The organism is Pseudomonas corrugata (assembly GCF_001269905.1).
Taxonomy (GTDB): Bacteria; Pseudomonadota; Gammaproteobacteria; order Pseudomonadales; family Pseudomonadaceae; genus Aquipseudomonas; species Aquipseudomonas corrugata.
In genome coordinates, this window is record NZ_LHVK01000025.1 from 40,691 (window position 1) to 58,112 (window position 17,422).

Sequence of the window (17,422 nt, forward strand, 5' to 3'; positions counted from 1 at the left end):
ATCAGCCCTGGTTCAGCAGTTGCCGCAAGTCGATCACTGCCGCGTTGGCCCGGGAAATGTAGTTGGCCATGACCAGGGAATGGTTCGCCAATACACCGAAGCCGCTGCCATTGAGGATCATCGGGCTCCAGACCGGCTCCTGGGAAGCCTCCAGTTCACGAATGATCTGCCGCACGCTGACCGTGGCGTTCTTCTTCGCCAGCACATCGGCGAAGTCCACTTCAATGGCGCGCAGCAGGTGGGACAAGGCCCAGGCCTGGCCCCGCGCCTCATAGAACACATTATCAATCTGCAACCATGGAGTCTCGACCACTTCCTCATCCACCTGCGGTACCTGCCCAGGGACAGGGACTTCGGTTTTCAGCGAAGTATTGAGCTTGACCCGGCCAACACTGGCCGACAGCCTCTGGGACAGCGAACCCAGGCGAGTACCGACATCGCCCAGCCAGTTGTTCAGGTTGTCGGCGCGGGCATAGAACAACGCGCTTTTCTGGGTAGGATCGGACAGGCGCGCCTGGTAGCGGCTCAGGGAGTTGATGCCTTCCTGGTATTCCGACTCGCTGGAGGGCAGCACCCAACTGCGGTTATCGAAGTTGAAGCGCGGCTCGGCCTTGGCCAGGTCAGCGTCCTCGGCGGACTGGGATTGGGAACGGGCGAAGTCCTTGCGCAAGGCGCGACTCAGGTCGCGGACCTGCACCAGTACGCCATATTCCCAACTCGGCATGTTGTCCATCCACAGGCCCGGCGGAAAACGATCGTTGGAAATGTAGCCGCCTGGCTTGGTCAGCAGGGTTCCGGCCACGGTCTTGAGGGTTTCGACAGTGGTGTAGCCGACCACCATTTGCCGGCCATCCTTCTCGGCCGCCGCCTGGGCATTCTGCTGCACTGGAAACAGGGCGGGCTCCTGACTCCAGTACCAGCCGATGGCAATGGTCACCAGCAGGTACAGGCCGATCAGCGTGGCCAGCGCGCGGCTGAAAAACAGCCCACCCAGGTAGCTGCGGGTAGCCGATTTCGGCTCGGCGGCACGTTCAGGTGCGCTGCCCGCGCGGTTTTTCCAGTCCAGCATGGCGATGTCCCTTCAATCACTTGAGTTCACGGTTCGACCACAACCCTACGCCATCGTGCCTGATTTGAAACGCGATAAATCCTGCGTAAATCATGCGGGACCAGGCGGAGCAGTCGGATGGCAACTATAAAGGAAGCGCGGCCATCGGCCTACGAAACCGACCGGTCACAAACTGAATGTCGCTGCTGGGTAGATTATTGACGTGCGACACTCATGCGCATGAAAAGAGATGCTAGCATAGAGCCACCAGTCGACCTCAGCATGTATCTAACTAAGTAGTCAGGATAATGACCGAGCCAGAAGACCCCAGCCGTGAGCGCCTCAAGCACCACTTTGCCCAGCGGGTAATTCATCAGGCTCGTCAGATCCTGGAGATATGGCAGCGCCTGCAACGAAGTGAATGGTCCAGCACCGATCTGTCGGAGCTCAGTGAAGCCAATCTGCGCCTGCAGCGTTTTGCCGAGCGCTTCGAACAGCCCGAGCATTCCCAATTGGCCCAGGGCATCAGCCAGTCACTGCAAGCGGTGGATGCCAATCGTGGGCGGCTGAGCAGTCACCTGATCACCGAGATCAATCGTTTGATGCAGCGCCTGTCTCGTACGGGCCTGCGCCATGGGGACCAGCTCGACCAAACATTTCTACCGCCGTTGCGCAAACCGATTTATGTGCTGCTGCAAGACAATGACCGCGCCGAGCGTCTGGCCAAGCAACTGGAGTTCTTCGGCCTCAGCGCCCAGGCGTTGGAAAGTGTCGCGGCATTTCGCGCCTCGATGGTCGAGCGCCTGCCGGCGGCGATTGTCATGGATGTGGATTTCAGCGGTCCCGGCATCGGCCTGAAGTTGGCGGCCGAAGCCCAACAAGGCCTTGAGCAGCCATTACCACTGTTGTTCTTCAGCCTGCTGGAAACCGATACCCCGACACGTCTGGCGGCCGTGCGCGCCGGCGGACAGGAGTTCCTCACCGGCACCCTCGAGGCCTCGAGCCTGCTGGAAAAAATCGAGGTGCTGACCTGCGTCGCCCAGTACGAACCCTACAAAGTGCTGATCATTGATGACTCTCGCGCCCAGGCCCTGCACACCGAACGCCTGCTAAATAGTGCAGGCATCGTGACCCGCACGCTGATCGAACCGATCCAGGCCATGGCCGAGCTGGCAGATTTCCAGCCTGACCTGATCATTCTCGACATGTACATGCCTGCCTGCACCGGTACGGAACTGGCGAAGGTGATCCGTCACAATGACCGCTACGTCAGCGTGCCGATTATCTACCTGTCTGCCGAAGATGATCTGGACAAGCAGCTCGATGCCATGAGCGAGGGCGGCGATGACTTCCTGACCAAACCGATCAAGCCCCGCCACCTGATCACCACTGTGCGCAACCGTGCGGCCCGGGCCCGCAACCTCAAGGCGCGGATGGTACGTGACAGCCTGACCGGCCTGTACAACCACACCCATATCCTGCAGCTGCTCGAAGACTGCTGCTTCCGCGCCCGTCGCGAAGGCAAGCCCTTGAGCTTTGCCATGCTGGACATCGACCATTTCAAACGGGTCAACGACAGCCACGGCCATCCGATGGGCGACCGGGTAATCAAAAGCCTGGCGTTGTTTCTCAAGCAGCGCCTGCGCAAGACCGACTTCATCGGGCGTTACGGCGGAGAAGAGTTCGCCATTGTCATGCCGGACACCAACATCAACGACGCCTGCGCGGTCCTGGACGAAATCCGCCAGCGCTTTGCCGAAATCCACTATCCGGCCCAACCCCAGGACCTGTGGTGCACGTTCAGTGCCGGCGTGGTGGAGATGAGCGAGGAGTCCGACAGCCTGATGATGGCCAGTGAGGCGGATGAAGCGCTGTATCGCGCCAAGCACGCCGGTCGCAACCGGGTACAGAGCGCAAGGCAAAGTGCCACTTTTTCATCGGAATCCACCGACTCGGTCATGAACCTGTAACTCAAGCGCAATAAATTCAGGCACTTACGATTCTGCCCCCGGTAGACCTTCAATGCGCCTGAAATTGCTGACCAACCTCAATACCCTGCTTTTATTGGCCGTTTGCCTGGGCCTCGGCACCACGCTCTGGTGGTCCCAGGCCGCCCTGGAGCGTCCCTACCTGTTGATGGAGCGCTACGTGGGTCTGTCACGGCAATTCCAGGGCGAGGTTACGCGCAACATCGAAGATTACCTGGCCAGTGGCGATGCCTTGCGACTCAGCGCCGCGAGCCAGGCTCTCGACACCCTGCAAAAAGAACTGGATCACTTTCCCCCGGAACTGGCCCGCACCCTCAGGCCGAGCCTGTCGAGCCTGGACGGTTTCTGCAAGACCGACCTGCTGGCTGCCGGCAAACTGGCCGGCGATCCCCAGGCCCTGCTGCTGCAGGCCGAACGTGAATTGGGCGCCAACCTGGACCAGCTCGCCCAGTACGCCAACGGCGCCCCGAGTTACTTGCCTCTGTTGTTCAGCGCATCACAGCACCTGGGGCGATTGTCCCTTGCGCGAGACAAGCTGGTCAGCAGCGGGCGTAGTGAGTTGGCCACTGATGTCGAGCGGGAAGTGGAAAGTATCCGTGCGCAGGCCGGGCAACTGGACAGTCTGCCGTTGCTGGGCGTGACAACCAGCAGCGATTCCGCCGGCGATGATTTCGCCGCGCTGATGGGCCTGGAAAACCAGGAAAAAGCTGTCACTGAAGACGCCGGCATCGCCCTCAAGCGCGAACTCAACAGCCTGCTCGGTCGCTACCCCGCGGAACTGGCGCGCACCCGAGAACTGATCCAGAAGCGCACTGAACTGAGCAACGCCACCCACGTGAAAACCGCCGACGTGCAACAGGCGATCGATGCCCTGGAACCAGTGGTTCGGGCCCAGCACGGGCAGATCCAGGGCGAGGTCCGGTTGATACAGGGGGTGATGATCGGCTTGATCCTGTTGATCGCACTGCTTATCGACACCTTGCAACGACGCCTGGCCCGGACTTTGACGCACCTGGCGCCAGCCCTGTCGACCTGGGCCGAAGGCGACTTCAGCCGCGACATCCATGTGGGCGCCAGCAACCGTGAGTTGCAAGACATCCAAGCGTCACTCAATCGGCTGCGGGCTTATCTGGCGGACCTCGTGGGCACTATCCACCTGAACGCAGAGCAGGTCGCTGGCAGCAGCCGGGCCCTGGCCGATCTCAGCGCCGAGATGCACAGCGGCGCGGAGTATCAGGCTGATGATACGGCGCTGATCCGCGATTCCCTCAGCGAACTTGAAGCGACCATTCAACAGGTGGCCGGTGATGCCAGCCAGGCCGCCGACGCCAGCCGCAGCGCCGGGCAAGCCGTGGCGCAAGGGCAGAAAGTCATCGGCCTGAGTCTCACCGGCCTGCATGCACTGGTGGGCGAAGTACAGGGCAACGCACAGATGATCGAACAACTGGCCGAAGAGTCGGCCACCATTGGCGGTGTGTTGACGGTGATTCGCTCGATTGCCGACCAGACCAACCTGCTGGCGCTCAATGCCGCCATCGAAGCCGCCCGCGCCGGGGAGATGGGCCGTGGCTTTGCCGTAGTGGCCGAGGAGGTCCGTTCCCTGGCCCAACGTACGGCGGGGGCCACAGCCGAAATCCAGGCCTTGATCGCCCGCCTGCAACTGGCGGCGCGTCAGTCAGTCGATGGCATGCGCGCCCAAGTCGAACACGCCGAAGCCACCGCCAACCAGGCACAAGCGGCCGACGGTGCACTGGATAAAATCGTCGATGCTATCCAGACCATCGCCGACACCGCCGTGCGCATCGCCGAAGTCACCGCCCAACAGAGCGGCGCCGTCAGTGAAATCCGCGATCACAGCGAGCGTATTCACCTATTGGGCGGGGAAAACCTGCTGCGTATCGGCCAGGGACGGGAACAAGGCGAAAACCTGCTGGTGCTGGGTGGGCGTCTGCATACGGCGGTACAAGCGTTTCGTGTTTGACTGCCAGCGACAATCCCGTGTGGGAGCGGGCCTGCTCGCGATGGCGGTGGGTCAGCTTGCTTGGATGCCGAATGTGCCGCCCTCTTCGCGAGCAAGCCCGCTCCCACCCTGATCTGGGGTGGACACAACATCCATGTCCCCACAGGGCTCAAGGTGGCCTATGCCGGCATGGGTGACCGGATGCCTGGGCATGGTCACAAATTTTTCGCAAACATCGGTCAACGTGCTGGCTATTGCCGAGAACTGGACAGTCATTAAGGCTTTGCGGCATAGTCGCCGGGTTCTGATACCTGCTCACAGATAACAAGGAACAGCAGATGGCAACTCTTTTGGTCCTGCACGGACCCAACCTGAACCTGCTGGGCACCCGTGAACCGGGCGTCTATGGCGCGGTGACACTGGCCCAGATCAACCAGGACCTGGAGCAGCGGGCCCGCGCCGCCGGCCACCATCTGCTCTACCTGCAAAGCAATGCCGAATATGAATTGATCGACCGCATCCATGCCGCCCGTGGCGAAGGCGTGGACTTCATTTTGATCAATCCAGCAGCTTTTACGCATACAAGTGTCGCATTACGTGACGCGCTGCTGGCGGTGAGCATCCCATTCATCGAAGTGCATTTGTCCAACGTGCACAAACGCGAACCTTTCCGCCATCACTCCTACTTCTCCGATGTAGCGGTGGGAGTGATCTGCGGCCTTGGCGCCAGCGGTTACCGACTGGCCCTGGAGGCCGCCCTAGAGCAGCTTGAAAAACAGGCAACAGCTTGAACAACAAGCGTTAAACGCCCCTGACCGACCCTTGGGAGTTGATGATTCATGGATATCCGTAAAGTTAAGAAACTGATCGAATTGCTGGAAGAGTCCGGCATCGACGAGCTCGAGATCAAGGAAGGCGAAGAGTCCGTACGCATCAGCCGTCACAGCAAGACTCCAGCCCAGCAATTCTACGCCCCGGCACCGATGCAGGCTCCGGCCGCCGCACCAGCACCTGCCGCACCTGCCGCAGCTGCTCCGGCCGCAGCAGCAACGGCTGCCGCTCCAGCGCTCAACGGCACTGTGGCCCGTTCGCCAATGGTAGGCACCTTCTATCGCAAGTCTTCGCCAACCTCGCCGTCCTTCGTTGAAGTGGGCCAGACCGTGAAGAAAGGCGACACCCTGTGCATCGTCGAAGCCATGAAGATGATGAACCACATCGAAGCTGAAACCAGCGGTGTGATCGAGTCCATCCTCGTTGAAGACGGCCAGCCGGTTGAGTACGACCAACCGCTGTTCACCATCGTTTGAACCGCGGAGAGCCTTTGATGACTGCGAAGCTGGAAAAAGTCCTGATCGCGAACCGCGGTGAGATCGCCCTGCGGATCCTGCGTGCCTGCAAAGAGATGGGCATCAAGACCGTCGCCGTTTACTCCAAGGCCGACAAAGAGCTGATGCACCTGGGCCTGGCGGACGAATCCGTCTGCATCGGCCCGGCCTCTGCCGCGCACTCCTACCTGCACATCCCGGCGATCATTGCCGCTGCCGAAGTGACCGGCGCCACCGCCATTCACCCAGGCTACGGGTTCCTGGCGGAAAACGCCGACTTCGCCGAACAGGTCGAGAATTCCGGCTTTGCCTTCATCGGCCCGAAAGCTGAAACCATCCGCCTAATGGGCGACAAGGTTTCGGCCAAGCACGCCATGATCGCTGCCGGCGTGCCGACCGTTCCGGGTTCCGACGGCCCGCTGCCTGAAGACGAAGAAACCGCCCTGCGCATCGGTCGCGAAGTCGGTTACCCGGTGATCATCAAGGCCGCCGGCGGCGGCGGTGGTCGCGGCATGCGCGTGGTACACAAGGAAGAAGACCTGATTTCCTCGGCGAAACTGACCCGCTCCGAAGCAGGCGCGGCGTTCGGCAACCCGATGGTCTACCTGGAAAAATTCCTGACCAACCCACGCCACGTCGAAGTCCAGGTGCTGTCCGACGGCCAGGGCCAGGCCATCCATCTGGGCGACCGCGATTGCTCACTGCAACGTCGCCACCAGAAGGTCCTCGAAGAAGCGCCGGCACCGGGCATCGACGAGAAGGCCCGCCAGGAAGTCCTGGCTCGTTGCGTCAAGGCCTGCATCGACATCGGCTACCGCGGTGCCGGTACCTTCGAGTTCCTGTACGAGAACGGTCGCTTCTACTTCATCGAAATGAACACCCGTGTTCAGGTGGAGCACCCGGTTTCGGAAATGGTCACAGGTATCGACATCGTCAAGGAGATGCTCAGCATCGCCGCCGGCAACAAGCTGTCGTTCACCCAGGATGACGTAGTCATTCGCGGTCACGCACTGGAATGCCGGATCAACGCCGAAGACCCGAAAACCTTCATGCCAAGCCCAGGCACGGTCAAGCACTTCCATGCACCGGGCGGCAATGGCGTTCGCGTCGACTCGCACCTGTACAGCGGTTATGCCGTTCCGCCGAACTACGATTCGTTGATCGGCAAGCTGATCACCTACGGGGCGACCCGCGACGAAGCCATGGCGCGCATGCGCAATGCGCTGGAAGAAATCGTGGTTGACGGGATCAAGACCAACATCCCGCTGCACCGCGATCTGGTACGTGACAAAGGCTTCTGCGAAGGCGGCGTCAACATCCATTACCTGGAACACAAGCTGGCCCACGAGGCTTGATGTCCCAAGTGATGTAAAAAAGACCCCGGTCCGTTGGCCGGGGTCTTTTTTTGCCTGCCGACCGATCAGCTCAGCAGCACCGTCGAGAAAGCTTGCGTTTCGATCTGCGCCGAAGTCACCGGCCTCCCCTGCCCAGTGCTGATGGCACCACTGGAGTTCGCGACCAGGGGCTCGTTACGCACGCGTCTCATGAACCCCCGTGCCCGTACCGACACCGGATCGGCGCTCTTTTTCGCTCGCGCCAGCACTGGTATGTAGTAACGCTCGACTTGGCCGCGCCCTGTCTTGAACACCGACGTCACGCCACTGCGCAGGTCCAGCGCGACACCATAGGTACTGCCAAAACAGGAAGAGTACGACCAGTAATCCCACGTGGGTTGCAGGCCCTGGCGCCGCATCGCCGCCCTGACCCGCCCGCCGATGTCAGTGCCCGTCAGCCAATCCCCACCCACCAGGGTGGCGCGGATATCCTGCGCCACTCCGCCCAGACGCTGCGTTATGTCCCGCAAACAGCGTTCGATCAGCGCGCGGATATTGTGATCAAAGTGAATGACAGCGCCCATTCCGGTGGTCGGGTTGTGCAGCGAAGCGATCACGCAGGTCTGCGCGTTCAGGGAGAACAGATAATTGTCTGCGACGGCCTCGCTGAACCTCGCCACTACCGCCTCGCCCTGCAATGCGCCCCTTGAGACATCCGGGAAGACATGCCCAGGAAACGCCGCCCGCAAGTCATCCACTCGCCCAAGATAAGCCACCTCGCCGTTTCCACCCAGCAAGCCCGGCTTATCGTAGACCCACTTGCCATTCGACATCCTGCGCAGGGGCTCTTGATAAAGCGCCCCGGGACTCCTGGCATCCACCAGGCGCAGACCGTCAAGAGAGGGATGTTTCTTCACCTGGTAGTACCTGCCTTTATGCTTGATAAAGTAGGTGTCCCGCGGCTGTGAAGCACTGGACGGGCTACGCCAGGTGCCCTTGAAAATGCCCTCCTCAGTCACCTCCACCAGATTTGCAGGCACTTTCCTGATGGACTGATGCGCCTTGAAGCGTATGGGTCGTAGCGTTGGATCAGTCTCTTTGGCGGCGGGGGCTGCATGCCTCAAGCGCCGGGCCGACAACGATGCAGGCTTCACCACCTGCCCCAGACGCCTGACAGCGCCCACGATCTGTAGCCCAAACGCGGCGAACAACGCTCCCCAGGTCGCGAACATCCAATGCCACAGCGCGCTTTCCGTGTCGCCCTGGACATGCGCCTCGATGGCCTGCCCGGAACTGACGGTACTGAGGGCGATATCCAGCAGCAGGACAAAAGGGGGATACACCATGCATACCGGCGCTGACGCAAAGAGCAGGCCCTTGATGACCTGGCCCTCGATCACTTCGATACGGCTGGTGGTGACATCCTCCACATCAGTGATGCTGCGCTCGATATAGGCATCGAACTCGGCCCGGATGTCGATCACCCGATTGAGTTCGCGCAGCGCATCGACGCGAGCACTCGTCGTCGCCAGGGCCACCAGCGAACGCCTTACCTTTTCTCTGGCGGTGAGCGCCACCCGCCCCACGACATAATCACGCAGTCGTGCAGCGACCCCTCCGGAAAAACCCCGGTACCGGCGAAAGGTAACGCCGTCCGGCGCGTCTGGCGTGTACAGCCAGGATGAACGTTTCGGATCGAAGTAGATGAAAACGTAAACGCCCAATACGACATGCCCATCGACAGTAAACCTGACCACGCCCTCGCGCCTCACCACAGTCCCCGGATATTCAGGGCCCGACACTGCCACCAACTCCCCCAGCAGGGTGACTTGCCGGGTGAGCCACCAGAATTCCGAATCGTTCAACAGGCCCTTGCCCTTCGCGACGCGCAGGTCACGATCCATTCGGATCAGCAGCATGTGGCGGTAGGTATTGCGGCGCTTGATGTAGGCAGGCGAATCGACGTCGAGGAACCTGGCGCGGGTCTCTTTCCCATAACGCTCGCCCACATAAGCCCGTCGGATATAGAGCGCCAACTCGGCACTGCGGACCTGCCTCAGGTCCTGCCCGACAGAGGAACGCACACCTTTGCGGGGGTCATCGATACCCGAGTTGTCGTCGTACCCATGGATGACCAGATCCAGCAGGCTCGCGGTCTTCGTGTCACGGCCCGCGAGCCCCGGGCTGTAGTCGATGAGGATCGTCGCGGGATCCACCGACTCAAGTACGCCCCTGCTGCGCAGGTAAGGCGTGATCGCCTGGGCGACGGTGCGCTTGGCGAAGTCCACGAAGACTTCGAAGTCCGCAAGCTGCTCGCTGAATGCCCGCTGGTGCAGCAGGAGCTCCTGACTCAAACTGCTGATGTTTCGACGGGAATCAAGCGGCAGTGCGGAATACCAGCGAGGCGAGTCGTCCAACTGCACCTGCGCCAGGTTATGGGCCAACCCCATGGCCACGGCGTCTTCCAGGCACGCCCTGAATCCCGTCGCTCCGGCCCTTAGATCCTTGCCCATGTCCCATGAAACCGGCTTGTCCACCACACGGGCAAAGTATTCCCGAGCCACATCGCGACCATTCGGGGACAATTGCTGCATCAGGTATTCGCGCCCTGCCTCATTTCGGGTCCATGCGCCTATTTCCACACTCACGGCCCACAGCGACGGCAACTCGATCCACTCCTGGCCATCGGGCTTGGCGGGGGCATACAGCAACAGGTCACCCTGCATGTCCTCGCGGAAAAACAGCAGCAGATCAGCGCATTGCAATCCGTTTGGCAGTGCCAGGCCGGTGACATGCAGCAGGCTGGCGGACAGCACCGACGCCTCGCCGCCCCAGAGGGCTTTGACCGCGTCATGATTGACCGCCTTCAGATGACCCGCGCAACGCGCAATGAATGCGCTTTGCTGCAGTCGGGCCGTCAGCCAATCGAACATGGCGGGTTTCAGATCAGCCCGACCATATCGATCGGTCAACGCCTGCAAGTACCCGGCAGGCGCATCCACATCCGCCAACAAACGGCTGACGAACGCCGATGAAAGGGGCTGATTGCGCAGCATCGCGCCATTTTCCACCAGAAGTACCGACACGGCATCCGACCTTGCCGGCCCCGCCACCAGCAGGTCACTCAGGCTGTAACGTTGTATGGGCTGATCAACGACCGCTCTCCATTGCAACGTCACCCGAACATTGTCCGGCTCGACGTCCATGTCCAGCTCATGCCTGATATACGCCTTGGCCTGTTGCCGGGCGAAGGCACGCAACGAGCCCACGCCATCGTGCAACTCATCGACCAGCGCCTGCGCCTGCTGAGTCCGCTCCTGGAGGAGCCGTAGCGATGCTCGCCCGGGTTCATCCAACACCCGCAGCCAATGAGGCAGTTGCAAGCGTGCCAACGCATCGAGATCCCGGCGCTCCTGCTCGGTGGCCAGCCCAGTCACTTCATTCATGCGACGCCAGGCGTCCTGGAGCGTTTCGATGCGCTCGCGCAGATCATCGACGTCCAGCCCCTCCAACTGATCGGACTGAAAAATCCTGTCGATGGCCGCCATGTGCTCACCGAGCTTCTGCTGGACCACGCCCTCGAGCGAGGCGTCGCCGCTAGTCATTCGCCAATAACGACTCAGGTAGTCCTTGTAGTGCTGAATGCCCCCCCAGACGGCGGACTCCACCACCTGGACAATGACCTCCCGACGCTCGGCCGTAAAACCCAAGTCGGGCCCGCCAGGCCAACGGAACGCCACGTCGTATTCCTCGTCAGGCGCAATCGGTTTGTCGTCGATCATCCGTTGCAGCACCGTGTCCAGCAGGGTGCCGATGAAATGTGGATCGATGTTGCCTTCCTGATAACGGGTACGCAGTTCGACCAGCAGATACTCTTCCAGCACCTCCAGCAAGGTCATCTGGGTCTGCAGGCGCGTGTCGATGACGGCCTTCCAGCGTGCCAGTCTTTCCAGAACGGCTGATGCGGTTTGCGCTTGCGGAACAGATACCGGTCCTGCGCCATTCACCTTGCTTTGCCCCTCGGCAGTGTTGTCCATCACGTTCCTCCCTGTTGTGCGGACCCTCACCTTATCCGCCGTACAACACCTCCATGTCATACATATATATATCGAAACACCACGCCGGGCGGCAGCCGCGGCCTGCCACGGGCCACCGGGCTTATCCACTTTGACGGCGACCTGGCGTACACTGCGCAGCTTTCGCAGCCTGGTGACCTGCGTGGCTGATTCGGGTACTCAAATTAGCCACACACGCCACCAAGACTGCTTCCTGTAGATTTATTTCCAAAGGTGCCCGCCATGCCTTGGCTGCAAGTACGTCTGGCCATCAGCCCGGAACAAGCCGAAACCTACGAAGATGCGTTTCTTGAAGTAGGCGCCGTATCGGTCACCTTCATGGACGCCGAAGACCAGCCGATCTTCGAGCCGGAACTCAACACCACCCCGCTGTGGTCACATACCCACCTGCTGGCCCTGTTCGAAGGTGGCGCCGAAGCGGCCAGCGTGCTGGCCCATCTGGAACTGCTGACCGGCAGCCCGCTGCCCGAACATCACAGCGAAGTGATCGAAGACCAGGATTGGGAACGCAGCTGGATGGACAATTTCCAGCCGATGCGCTTTGGCCAGCGGCTGTGGATCGTACCGAGCTGGCACGCGGCGCCGGAGCCGGACGCCGTCAACCTGCTGCTGGACCCGGGCCTGGCGTTCGGCACCGGCACCCACCCGACCACCGCGTTGTGCCTGGAATGGCTCGACGGCCAGGACCTCAAGGGCTGCAATGTGCTCGACTTCGGCTGCGGGTCGGGCATCCTGGCCATTGCCGCGCTGCTGCTGGGCGCTAAAGAAGCGGTTGGCACCGACATCGACGTGCAGGCCCTGGAAGCGTCCCGCGACAACGCCGGGCGCAACAACATTGCCGAAGCACTGTTCCCACTCTATCTGCCGCAGGACCTGCCCCAGGTCCAGGCCGACGTACTGGTGGCCAATATCCTTGCCGGACCGTTGGTTTCCCTGGCGCCGCAACTGTCGGGCCTGGTCAAGCCGGGTGGGCGACTGGCGCTGTCGGGCATCCTGGCCGAGCAGGGTGAAGAAGTTGCCGCCGCTTATGCCGCCGACTTTGACCTGGACCCGATTGCCAATCGTGATGGCTGGGTGCGCATCACCGGACGTCGGCGCTAGAATGGCCGCCTGTACCCACCGGATTGCCGCATGACTGACAGTTTCGTCACCCAGTGCCCGCATTGCCACACCAGTTTTCGCGTCAGCCATGCTCAATTGAGCGTGGCCCGCGGGGTGGTTCGCTGCGGCTCATGCCTGCAAGTCTTCAATGCCGCGCGGCAATTGCTGGAACAACGGACAGCCAAGGAGCCCGCCCCACCCGTCGCCGCGCCCATCCGGCCTGCTGCCGTCGAAACACCGCCCCGGGCAATCAGCCAGAAAGAGTGGACTGCCGCCGAGCTGGACCTTGACGACCTGGACAAGGAGCTGGCTCGCCTGGAACGGCGCGACAAACGGGCACCGGACTCCTTCGGCCGACGCCGTGAAGATAACCTGAGCGCACAGCGGGATCACCTCTCCGGCGAACAGGAACCCTGGTCCGACAGCCTGTACAGCGACTCTCCCGCCGAGCGCGCGGAAGCAGTAACCCAGGCCCCCATCGAGCCGTTCGCCCCCCATGAGCCCGTCCGGCCACCACGCACCGAGCCATCCCTGTCCCTGCCCCTGACGCTTGAACCACTGGAGCCGGACGATGTGCCTGGCGCGCCGCTGCACCTGGCACCGGACGATGAACCTGACGAACACCTCGAACGCCTGTCCGCCACCGACGACATTGACGATATCGACGAAGAGCCAGTCCTGCCCCGCAAGAAACGCGAACGCCAGGAACCCGGAATACGTGCCGAAGTCCTTCAGGACCTTGACGACGATCCGTTGCAACTGGACTGGCGCAAGCGTCGCTCGCCCTGGGGGCGACGCCTGCTGTGGAGCCTGTTGATTCTGCTGGCCGCCGCGGCGCTGGCCGGCCAGTACATCGCTTATCACTTCGAGGAATTGGCCCGCCAGGACCAGTACCGCCCGTGGTTCCTGCAGATATGTCCGAGCATCGGCTGCGACGTTCCGTCCAAAGTCGACATTGCCAAGATCAAAAGCAGCAACCTGGTGGTGCGCAGTCATCCGGAGTTCAGCGGTGCCCTGGTGGTGGACGCGATCATCTACAATCGTGCGCCCTTCTCCCAGCCTTTTCCGCTGCTGGAATTGCGCTTCGCCGACCTTAACGGACACTTGATCGCCAGTCGTCGCTTCAAGCCCGGAGAGTACCTGGGCGGCGATCTCGAGGGGCTGGGGGAAATGCCGCCGCAGACCCCCATTCACATCGCCCTGGACATCCTGGACCCGGGTCCCAAAGCGGTGAACTACAGCCTGAGCTTCCACTCGCCTGAGTGATCCACCGCAGGCCAGTCGATTGACGGCAGCTTTCTGACCCACCCCAGCCGGACCAAACCGCTGGCGATAACAAAATAGCTGTTCAGATTTTATCCAATTCGATCTTTATCCAGTCATCGAGAGCGGGTATCATGCCAACCCTTTTTCGAAGTCTCATGATCCGGCCCCACTTCAGGGAAGTCCTATGTCGGCGGTACGCATCGGCCCATACACACTGCAGAACGGTCTGGTTCTCGCCCCCATGGCGGGTGTCACCGATCAGCCCTTTCGTCAGTTGTGCAAACGGCTGGGCGCCGGTCTTGTCGTTTCGGAAATGGTCACCAGTGACATGACCCTGTGGAACACCCGCAAGTCACGTCTGCGCATGATCCACGAAGGCGATCCCGAGCCCCGCTCGGTACAGATCGCCGGTGGCGACGCACAGATGCTGGCGGAGGCGGCCCGGGCCAACGTGGCGCTGGGGGCCCAGATCATCGACATCAACATGGGCTGCCCGGCAAAGAAAGTCTGCAATAAGGCTGCCGGCTCGGCACTGTTGAAGGATGAAGCCCTGGTTACCGAGATCCTGCAGGCTGTCGTCGCCGCGGTCGATGTGCCGGTGACCTTGAAGATCCGCACCGGGTGGGACCGGGAGAACAGGAATGGCCTGACGGTGGCGAAGATCGCCGAACAGGCTGGAATCACGGCGTTGGCGGTCCATGGCCGCACCCGTGCCGACCTGTACACCGGTGAGGCCGAGTACGACACCATCGCCGCTATCAAGCAGGCGGTGTCGATACCGGTGTTTGCCAATGGCGATGTCGACTCGCCAGAGAAGGCCCGGTACGTGCTGGACGCAACCGGTGCCGACGGCCTGTTGATCGGCCGGGCCGCCCAGGGGCGGCCCTGGATTTTCCGTGAGATCGAACACTTCCTGCGCACCGGCGAAAAGCTGGCCGCGCCGCAAATGTCCGAGGTGGAACGAATTCTGCTGGAGCATCTGGCCGCACTGCATGCCTTCTACGGAGAAGTCATGGGCGTGCGCATCGCGCGCAAGCATGTGGGCTGGTATCTCGCAACCCTGCCGGGCGCCAGGGAGTTTCGCGCCCGCTTCAATCGTTTGGATGGTACGCAAGCACAATGCGCCGACGTTCAGGCCTTCTTCGCTGAACGTTACAAGAGCCTGACAGGGGACGAAGGGGTGGCCGCATGACGATGATGACCGAGACTTTAGTGAGTGGAATAACACCCGTGAGCGACAACGTGAATTTGAAACAGCACCTCAATACGCCTAGCGAAGAGGGTCAGACCCTTCGCGGGAGTGTCGAGAAGGCGCTGCACAATTATTTCGCCCACCTTGAGGGCGCTGCCGTCACGGATGTGTACAACCTGGTGCTTTCCGAAGTCGAGGCGCCACTGCTCGAAAGCGTGATGAACTACGTCAAGGGCAACCAGACCAAGGCCAGTGAGATGTTGGGCCTGAACCGCGGTACCCTGCGCAAGAAACTCAAGCAGTACGATCTGCTGTAAGCATTCAATCAAACCAGAAAGGCGCCCGCGTAAAAAACGGTCGCCTTTTTTGCTGACTTCCCTTGCTTTTGATGGAAATTGAAATGACCGACCAGACCACCCGCCTGCCGATCCGCCGCGCCTTGATCAGCGTCTCCGACAAGACCGGGATCCTCGAATTCGCCCGCGAGCTGCAACAGCTGGGCGTCGAGATCCTCTCCACCGGCGGGACCTTCAAGCTGCTGCAGGACAATGGCGTCGCCGCAGTGGAAGTCGCGGACTACACCGGTTTTGCGGAAATGATGGACGGTCGGGTCAAGACCCTGCACCCGAAAATCCACGGTGGGATCCTGGGCCGTCGCGGCATCGACGACGCCATCATGAACGAACACGGCATCAAGCCGATCGACCTGGTGGCGGTCAACCTCTACCCGTTCGAAGCCACCATCAACAAGCCGGGCTGCGACCTGCCGACCGCCATCGAGAACATCGACATCGGCGGCCCGACCATGGTCCGCTCGGCGGCCAAGAACCACAAAGACGTGGCCATCGTGGTCAACGCCAGCGACTACGCCAATGTGCTGGAAAACCTCAAGGCCGGCGGCCTGACCTACGCCCAGCGTTTCGACCTGATGCTCAAGGCCTTCGAACACACCGCCGCCTACGACGGCATGATCGCCAACTACATGGGCACCGTGAACCAGGCCGCTGAAACCCTGTCGACCGAAGGCCGCAGCGAATTCCCGCGCACCTTCAACACACAGTTCATCAAGGCCCAGGAAATGCGCTATGGCGAGAACCCGCACCAGAGCGCGGCGTTCTACGTGGAAGCCAAGCCTGCCGAAGTCGGCATTGCTACCGCCACCCAGTTGCAAGGCAAGGAGCTGTCGTTCAACAACGTGGCCGATACCGACGCCGCGCTGGAATGCGTGAAGAGCTTCGTCAAGCCGGCCTGCGTAATCGTCAAGCATGCCAACCCGTGCGGCGTGGCCGTGAGCCCGGACGCCGAGGGCGGTATCCGCCAGGCCTACGAACTGGCCTACGCCACCGACACCGAATCGGCCTTCGGCGGCATCATCGCCTTCAACCGTGAACTGGATGCCGAGACGGCCAAAGCCATCGTCGAGCGCCAGTTCGTCGAGGTGATCATCGCGCCTTCGGTCAGCGAAGAAGCTCGCGCCATCGTGGCCGCCAAGGCCAACGTGCGCCTGCTGGCCTGCGGCCAATGGTCGGCGGACCGTGCTCCGGCGTGGGACTACAAGCGCGTCAATGGCGGCCTGCTCGTACAGAGCCGCGACATCGGCATGATCGGCAGCGCCGACCTGAAAGTCGTGACCCAGCGCGCCCCGAGCGAGCAGGAAATCAACGATCTGATCTTCGCCTGGAAAGTCGCCAAGTACGTCAAGTCCAACGCCATCGTCTACGCCAAGAACCGCCAGACCATCGGTGTCGGCGCCGGCCAGATGAGCCGAGTGAACTCGGCCCGTATCGCCGCGATCAAGGCTGAACACGCCGGTCTGCAGGTTCAGGGCGCGGTCATGGCGTCCGATGCGTTCTTCCCGTTCCGCGACGGTATCGACAACGCGGCCAAGGTTGGTATCACCGCCGTGATCCAGCCGGGTGGTTCGATGCGTGACAGTGAAGTGATTGCCGCCGCCGACGAGGCAGGCATCGCGATGGTCTTTACGGGCATGCGCCATTTCCGTCACTAATATCGATCGATGTGGGCGCTGAGTTTGTGTGGGAGCACGGCTTGCCCGCGATAGCATCACCTCGGTGCGCCTGATAAACCGAGTTGCCTGCATCGCGGGCAAGCCTTGCTCCCACACAAGCTCG

General features: G+C 61.5%; 12 protein-coding genes. 10 read left to right on the forward strand and 2 right to left on the reverse strand.

Features of this window, described 5'->3' with window-relative positions:
• Nucleotide 1 precedes the first annotated feature (1 nt).
• Entirely contained in the window at nucleotides 2-1,069 is a 1,068-nt protein-coding gene (locus tag AD665_RS24155; RefSeq protein WP_024781397.1) for a DUF2333 family protein, read from the reverse strand.
• 287 nt (nucleotides 1,070-1,356) lie between these two features.
• On the opposite strand from AD665_RS24155, the gene AD665_RS24160 reads away from it, so the two are divergent.
• The 5 genes from AD665_RS24160 (at nucleotide 1,357) to accC (ending at nucleotide 7,676) form a co-directional block, all read left to right on the forward strand.
• Nucleotides 1,357-3,018: a diguanylate cyclase gene (locus tag AD665_RS24160; RefSeq protein WP_024781398.1), complete on the forward strand. Its 1,662-nt coding sequence runs from the start codon at nucleotides 1,357-1,359 to the stop codon at nucleotides 3,016-3,018.
• A 1,450-nt stretch (nucleotides 3,019-4,468) separates the two neighbouring features.
• A complete protein-coding gene (locus AD665_RS28265) occupies nucleotides 4,469-5,017 on the forward strand; it encodes a methyl-accepting chemotaxis protein (protein ID WP_392396953.1) in 549 nt (182 codons plus the stop codon).
• Between the two features lie 317 nt (nucleotides 5,018-5,334).
• On the forward strand, nucleotides 5,335-5,787 hold the full coding sequence (gene aroQ / locus AD665_RS24170; protein ID WP_024781400.1) for a type II 3-dehydroquinate dehydratase: 453 nt from the start codon (nucleotides 5,335-5,337) through the stop codon (nucleotides 5,785-5,787).
• Nucleotides 5,788-5,835: 48 nt separating this feature from the next.
• Nucleotides 5,836-6,303, forward strand: coding sequence for an acetyl-CoA carboxylase biotin carboxyl carrier protein (gene accB, locus AD665_RS24175; protein ID WP_024781401.1), 468 nt, complete (start codon nucleotides 5,836-5,838; stop codon nucleotides 6,301-6,303).
• 17 nt (nucleotides 6,304-6,320) lie between these two features.
• A complete protein-coding gene (gene accC / locus AD665_RS24180; RefSeq protein WP_024781402.1) occupies nucleotides 6,321-7,676 on the forward strand; it encodes an acetyl-CoA carboxylase biotin carboxylase subunit in 1,356 nt (451 codons plus the stop codon).
• A gap of 65 nt (nucleotides 7,677-7,741) precedes the next feature.
• Here the strand turns inward: accC and AD665_RS24185 are convergent, their stop codons facing one another.
• Nucleotides 7,742-11,692 carry a dermonecrotic toxin domain-containing protein gene (locus AD665_RS24185; RefSeq protein ID WP_053194192.1) on the reverse strand — a complete coding sequence of 1,317 codons (3,951 nt, stop codon included), beginning with the start codon at nucleotides 11,690-11,692 and terminating at the stop codon, nucleotides 7,742-7,744.
• A gap of 261 nt (nucleotides 11,693-11,953) precedes the next feature.
• Here AD665_RS24185 and prmA point away from each other — a divergent pair, with 261 nt between their 5' ends.
• The 5 genes from prmA (at nucleotide 11,954) to purH (ending at nucleotide 17,298) form a co-directional block, all read left to right on the forward strand.
• Nucleotides 11,954-12,832 carry a 50S ribosomal protein L11 methyltransferase gene (gene prmA / locus AD665_RS24190; RefSeq protein WP_024781404.1) on the forward strand — a complete coding sequence of 293 codons (879 nt, stop codon included), beginning with the start codon at nucleotides 11,954-11,956 and terminating at the stop codon, nucleotides 12,830-12,832.
• Nucleotides 12,833-12,862: 30 nt separating this feature from the next.
• On the forward strand, nucleotides 12,863-14,098 hold the full coding sequence (locus AD665_RS24195) for a DUF3426 domain-containing protein (protein ID WP_053194194.1): 1,236 nt from the start codon (nucleotides 12,863-12,865) through the stop codon (nucleotides 14,096-14,098).
• A gap of 184 nt (nucleotides 14,099-14,282) precedes the next feature.
• Nucleotides 14,283-15,290, forward strand: coding sequence for a tRNA dihydrouridine synthase DusB (gene dusB, locus AD665_RS24200; protein ID WP_024781406.1), 1,008 nt, complete (start codon nucleotides 14,283-14,285; stop codon nucleotides 15,288-15,290).
• Nucleotides 15,287-15,607 (forward strand): DNA-binding transcriptional regulator Fis, encoded by a 321-nt coding sequence (fis, locus tag AD665_RS24205; RefSeq protein WP_024781407.1) that lies wholly within the window; start codon nucleotides 15,287-15,289, stop codon nucleotides 15,605-15,607. Before dusB ends, fis begins: the two co-directional genes overlap by 4 nt.
• A gap of 83 nt (nucleotides 15,608-15,690) precedes the next feature.
• Nucleotides 15,691-17,298 carry a bifunctional phosphoribosylaminoimidazolecarboxamide formyltransferase/IMP cyclohydrolase gene (gene purH, locus AD665_RS24210; RefSeq protein WP_024781408.1) on the forward strand — a complete coding sequence of 536 codons (1,608 nt, stop codon included), beginning with the start codon at nucleotides 15,691-15,693 and terminating at the stop codon, nucleotides 17,296-17,298.
• Nucleotides 17,299-17,422 lie beyond the last annotated feature (124 nt).

What these genes read in the sequence shown, in the direction of transcription:
- AD665_RS24155 (WP_024781397.1), bottom strand. Translation starts at nt 1,069, where the DNA reads ATGCTGGACTGGAAAAACCGCGCGGGCAGCGCACCTGAACGTGCCGCC.
- AD665_RS24160 (WP_024781398.1), top strand. Translation starts at nt 1,357, where the DNA reads ATGACCGAGCCAGAAGACCCCAGCCGTGAGCGCCTCAAGCACCACTTT.
- AD665_RS28265 (WP_392396953.1), top strand. Translation starts at nt 4,469, where the DNA reads ATGATCGAACAACTGGCCGAAGAGTCGGCCACCATTGGCGGTGTGTTG.
- aroQ (WP_024781400.1), top strand. Translation starts at nt 5,335, where the DNA reads ATGGCAACTCTTTTGGTCCTGCACGGACCCAACCTGAACCTGCTGGGC.
- accB (WP_024781401.1), top strand. Translation starts at nt 5,836, where the DNA reads ATGGATATCCGTAAAGTTAAGAAACTGATCGAATTGCTGGAAGAGTCC.
- accC (WP_024781402.1), top strand. Translation starts at nt 6,321, where the DNA reads ATGACTGCGAAGCTGGAAAAAGTCCTGATCGCGAACCGCGGTGAGATC.
- AD665_RS24185 (WP_053194192.1), bottom strand. Translation starts at nt 11,692, where the DNA reads ATGGACAACACTGCCGAGGGGCAAAGCAAGGTGAATGGCGCAGGACCG.
- prmA (WP_024781404.1), top strand. Translation starts at nt 11,954, where the DNA reads ATGCCTTGGCTGCAAGTACGTCTGGCCATCAGCCCGGAACAAGCCGAA.
- AD665_RS24195 (WP_053194194.1), top strand. Translation starts at nt 12,863, where the DNA reads ATGACTGACAGTTTCGTCACCCAGTGCCCGCATTGCCACACCAGTTTT.
- dusB (WP_024781406.1), top strand. Translation starts at nt 14,283, where the DNA reads ATGTCGGCGGTACGCATCGGCCCATACACACTGCAGAACGGTCTGGTT.
- fis (WP_024781407.1), top strand. Translation starts at nt 15,287, where the DNA reads ATGACGATGATGACCGAGACTTTAGTGAGTGGAATAACACCCGTGAGC.
- purH (WP_024781408.1), top strand. Translation starts at nt 15,691, where the DNA reads ATGACCGACCAGACCACCCGCCTGCCGATCCGCCGCGCCTTGATCAGC.